Source organism: Pseudovibrio sp. POLY-S9 (genome assembly GCF_001431305.1).
Taxonomy (GTDB): domain Bacteria; phylum Pseudomonadota; class Alphaproteobacteria; order Rhizobiales; family Stappiaceae; genus Pseudovibrio.
The window spans coordinates 94,149-98,241 of the sequence record NZ_LCWX01000122.1 but is presented as its reverse complement, the minus strand read 5'-3'; the positions used below and the strand labels follow the sequence as shown (position 1 = coordinate 98,241).

At 55.3% G+C, this 4,093-nt stretch carries 5 protein-coding genes and 1 pseudogene; 1 reads left to right on the top strand and 5 read right to left on the bottom strand.

The genetic code is table 11. From position 1 onward, the window contains the following. A partial coding sequence (locus tag PPL9_RS09975) for a LysR family transcriptional regulator (RefSeq protein ID WP_208989284.1) occupies nt 1-623 on the bottom strand: 623 nt, incomplete at its 3' end. Nucleotides 624-718: 95 nt separating this feature from the next. Here PPL9_RS09975 and PPL9_RS09970 point away from each other — a divergent pair. Beyond that, on the top strand, nt 719-1,099 hold the full coding sequence (locus PPL9_RS09970) for a tautomerase family protein (protein ID WP_057462553.1): 381 nt from the start codon (nt 719-721) through the stop codon (nt 1,097-1,099). A 78-nt stretch (nt 1,100-1,177) separates the two neighbouring features. Here PPL9_RS09970 and PPL9_RS09965 read toward each other — a convergent pair whose 3' ends face one another. From PPL9_RS09965 to PPL9_RS33185, 4 genes and pseudogenes are all read right to left on the bottom strand, one after another. Beyond that, entirely contained in the window at nt 1,178-1,507 is a 330-nt protein-coding gene (locus PPL9_RS09965) for a hypothetical protein (protein ID WP_057462552.1), read from the bottom strand. 73 nt (nt 1,508-1,580) lie between these two features. Beyond that, nucleotides 1,581-2,822 carry a VWA domain-containing protein gene (locus PPL9_RS09960; RefSeq protein WP_057462551.1) on the bottom strand — a complete coding sequence of 414 codons (1,242 nt, stop codon included), beginning with the start codon at nt 2,820-2,822 and terminating at the stop codon, nt 1,581-1,583. 9 nt (nt 2,823-2,831) lie between these two features. After that, entirely contained in the window at nt 2,832-3,791 is a 960-nt protein-coding gene (locus PPL9_RS09955; RefSeq protein ID WP_057462550.1) for a MoxR family ATPase, read from the bottom strand. 115 nt (nt 3,792-3,906) lie between these two features. Continuing rightward, nucleotides 3,907-4,093: pseudogene (locus PPL9_RS33185) on the bottom strand (SAM-dependent methyltransferase); the annotation flags it as partial.

Here is a 4,093-nt window from a genome sequence, read left to right as displayed (position 1 = left end):
TCTCTCCATGGAATGCCGGCCTGATCGAGCAGGTGTCCGGCCATGACGCGCACGCCGCAGGGTTCCGGCATGGTGGCAACGGGTAGGGGCTCGTTGGCGCGAGGCTGCCAGTCTTGCGACGCAAACCAGCCGAACTTCTCATTTGCGATCAGCTTGCCATCTTCTCTGCTTTCGTGCTGGCGCACAATCACTGTGTTGAGTTCCTGCCGGTCAAAGCTTTTCAGCAGGTCGCCTGAGGAGCCAATCCGTATTTCAATCAGGAGTTCTGGATCCTGTGCGTTCATGCGGGCGATCAGCATTGGAAGTTCTGGCCCTGCAACATGATCACTGATGCCAATGGTCAATCGCTGACGGGCATTGGTGAGGGAGGCCAGTGCATGGTCGTGTTGTTTTAATAGTTCACGCGCATGTTCCAGAAACGTCACGCCTTGTGCAGACAGCTGCACGTAGCGAGGGGTTCGCTCTATGAGCTGGCAACCTAACCGCTTCTCCAGCCGTTTCAGCTTCAGGCTTACAGTTGATTGGGTCGTCTGCATGGTCTCAGCAGCCTGAGTGAAGCTGCCAAGTTCTGCAATTTTAACAAATGTGCGCACTGCGTCGAGATCAAGCGGACGATCAATCATTTAGAACTTCAATTTCTAATATAGTTAGTCATTGTATATTCAAATATTAAAGTCGCGTCTAGAGTTGCCTCAGCGAACCAGAGGAGGAAACGCTGATGCCACTTGTTCATATCTCATTGCGGTCAGGAAAATCTGATGTTTACCGGCAGGCGATTTTTGATGGTGTTTATCATGCCATGCGTGATGCGCTTGAGACGCAAGAGGACAACCAGTTTATGGCGATTACAGAGCATACCAGTGCCAATTTTCGGTTTGGCGGCTCATATCTTGATATTGCCCGCAGTGAGGATCTGGTTTTTATCCAGATTACGCTCAACAACACCCGCGGCTCCGCGCAGAAGAAGGCTCTGTTTCAACGCATTGTCGAGCTACTTGGAGATAAGCCTCAAATCCGATCAGAGGACGTCTTTATAAATCTGATTGAGGTGGAAAAAGAGAACTGGTCGCTTGGCAACGGCATTGCTCAATACGCGTGACACCATTGCCTTTCACGGTGAATTCGAAAGCCAATGAAGGAGGTGACAACGCTGAGAGGCGTCTGATACGTGGGTGTATCAGACCTGCTTGTCCATGATTTCGGCTGGAAGGTGGGCCATCCATTTGCGGCGGATTGCTTTTTCCAGATCGAGATCATTGCGGTCTGCATAAAGCAGAAGGTGGGCCAGCAGGTCTGCTGCTTCATCTTCCTTTTGCATATGCAGTTCTTTTGGAGTTGCTGAACCGGAACGTCCGCGGCGGGTGGCCTTCAAATGGGCTGCCGTCAGCTCTCCGAGCTCTTCCTGAAGTTTCGCAAGATACCAGATCTCATCACGGTTGATGTTGAACCGTTTGGCGTAGATTGCTGATACTGTTTTTACAATGTGCAGAAGTACTTTGAATGTCATCGGATCTGACAGAAAGGTTGGGCTTTCTGCGTGGTCTCACGCAGGCGAGCCGAAGGTTTGCCGGGAATGTGCGCTAGAGGAATCTCTTGGTCGCATCATATGAACTATTTATGCGCTTGTCATTTAAGGCGAGGCAAAGATCTTTGACTGCATCCATGGAATGGATTGCCCGAAACTCATCGGTATGCGGCAGTATTGCCTGAATTCCGCGGGCTTTGGCCTCGAACTTGTCGTAGCGCAGCAGTGGATTGAGCCAGATGAGTCGTCTGCAAGATCTGTGGAGACGGTCCATCTCAACTGACAATTCATCGTAAGCTTCCCGTTCCAGCCCATCCGTGATGAGCAGGACGATTGGTCCGCCGTGGCAGACACGTCTGAGCCAGGTACGGTTGAAGGTTTGCAGCGAACTGGCAATGCGGGTGCCGCCAGACCAATCCTCTACCTCATCCGTACAGGCAGCGAGGGCCTCATCAGGGTCTTTCATGCACAGGGCGCGGGTGATGTTGGTTAGCCGTGTGCCAAAGAGGAAGGTATGGGTTTTGCGCTTTTCTGACAGAGCATGGAGGAAATGCAGCATGATGCGTGAATATTGGCTCATACTGCCCGAGATATCGCAGAGGGCGACCACGGGTGGATGAACCTGAGCGGGCGCTTTGTGCTTGAGATCGATGATGGAGCCGCCAGCCTTTAGCGTGGCGCGCATGGTTCTTCTGGCATCCACCTGTTTGCCCAGAGTGTGCGAATGGACGGGCTTGAAGCGACGGGAACGGACCTGATCTGCTGGCATGGTGAGGCGGGCGAGGGATCTGCGGGCTTCGGCAATCTCCTCGGCGGTCATCTGTGCGAAGTCCTTCTTTTGCAGGACTTCTTTTTCCGAGACGGTGAAGCGGGCGTCTACCTCTATCAGTGGTTTGGTTTCTTTGGCCTCGCGCTGCTTGTTGGCCTCAAAGGCATTGGCGACACGGGATTGAGCGGCGCGTGGCTTTTCTGGTTCGCGTTGCCCTGCTGGGGCAACGGGAGACAGCAGTGCCAGCATCTTTTCAACGAGGCCTTTGCTTTGCCAGTAAAGGCGGAAGGCTTCGTCGAAAACGGGTTGCTGGTCGCGCTTATGGACGAAGACGGAATGTAGGGTCCAGTAGAGGTCCTGCTTGTTCTCAATACCGTTGATGGTGACCGCGCTCACTGCATCCACCACAGAAGACGGCCCCGCAGGCAAGCCCGCTTTGCGCAGGGTTCTGGCAAAGTGGACGATGTTTTCCGTAATGCGCCCATGCGGTGGGCGCGGAGATGGTGCGGGGGCGAGGGTGTCCTGCATCAGGCAAGGCTATGCTGTTGGGGCAGGCATGCTGCCAGCAATGGTGGCCTGCGAGTTGGCTTCCATGCGGATTTCATCGAGGATCGCACGGGTTCTGGAGCCTTTGATGCGGTCGATGTCCTCCTGATACTTGAGCAGGACGCCGAGCGTGTCTGACACCATTTCCGGATCAAGCGCGACCTCTTGCAGCTCTGTGAGGGCGTTTGCCCAATCCAGCGTTTCAGCGACGCCTGGCTTTTTGAAGAGCGCGTCATCCTCTCGCAGTTTTTGCACGAAGGCGACGACCTGAGCGGAGAGAGCTGCGGCGGCTGTTGGCAGTTTGGTCTGCACGATTTGCAGCTCGCGCTCTGCTGTCGGGTAATCCACCCAGTGGTAGAGACAGCGGCGCTTCAGAGCGTCGTGAATTTCGCGGGTGCGGTTGGTGGTGATGATGGTGATCGGAGGTTCTTCGGAGGTGATGGTGCCCAGCTCCGGGATGGTCACCTGACTGTCCGCCAGCACTTCCAGCAGGAAGGCCTCAAAGGCTTCATCGGTGCGGTCCAGTTCGTCGATCAGGAAGATAGGCGCCCCCAGCTCTGTGGTTTCCAGCGCCTGTAGCACCGGGCGTTTGATCAGGAAGCGAGGGCTGTAGAGCGCTGTATTGAGGTTCTCACGGTTCACGCTGCCGGATGCTTCAGCCATGCGGATTTCGACCATCTGGGCCGCATAGTTCCACTCGTAAACGGCGGAGGAGACGTCCAACCCTTCATAACACTGTAAGCGGACCAGCGGGCGGTTGAGCGTGGCCGAGAGGACTTTGGCGATCTCGGTTTTGCCAACGCCAGCCTCGCCTTCGAGGAAGAGGGGCCGTTTCATGCGCAGAGACAGGTGCAGCACGGTTGCGAGTGCGCGATCTGCCAGATACCCGCCAGAACTTAAGAGCGTGAGGGTTTCCTCAATGGAGTTTGGTAGGTCAACCTTGCTGCTCATAAATAGTCTGCTCCCGCCCTGTCATCTGCTGCGCTTTGATTTGCGCCTTGCGATCATAATAGGGAGAAAAACGTATATTGAAAGTGGATTGTTCTGCGCAGGTTAGCCGTGTTGCTCAACGGTTTGTGAGGCCAAGGCCCATGCCGTCGCGCATGACGGTGGTGGCTTGCTGTGTGAAGGTGCCGCCTGCTTCTTCATGCAGGGTGAAGCCCGGCAGGATCTGGAGTGGGGCTTTGCTGGCGGCCACTGCGCGGACAATGATGCGGGTGGCTGGTGCGTCTGCAGTAGGGCGGATCGGGATG

Excerpts from the sequence above, each read along its gene's own strand:
- PPL9_RS09970 (WP_057462553.1), top strand. The coding sequence starts at position 719 with ATGCCACTTGTTCATATCTCATTGCGGTCAGGAAAATCTGATGTTTAC.
- PPL9_RS09965 (WP_057462552.1), bottom strand. The coding sequence starts at position 1,507 with ATGACATTCAAAGTACTTCTGCACATTGTAAAAACAGTATCAGCAATC.
- PPL9_RS09955 (WP_057462550.1), bottom strand. The coding sequence starts at position 3,791 with ATGAGCAGCAAGGTTGACCTACCAAACTCCATTGAGGAAACCCTCACG.
- PPL9_RS09960 (WP_057462551.1), bottom strand. The coding sequence starts at position 2,822 with ATGCAGGACACCCTCGCCCCCGCACCATCTCCGCGCCCACCGCATGGG.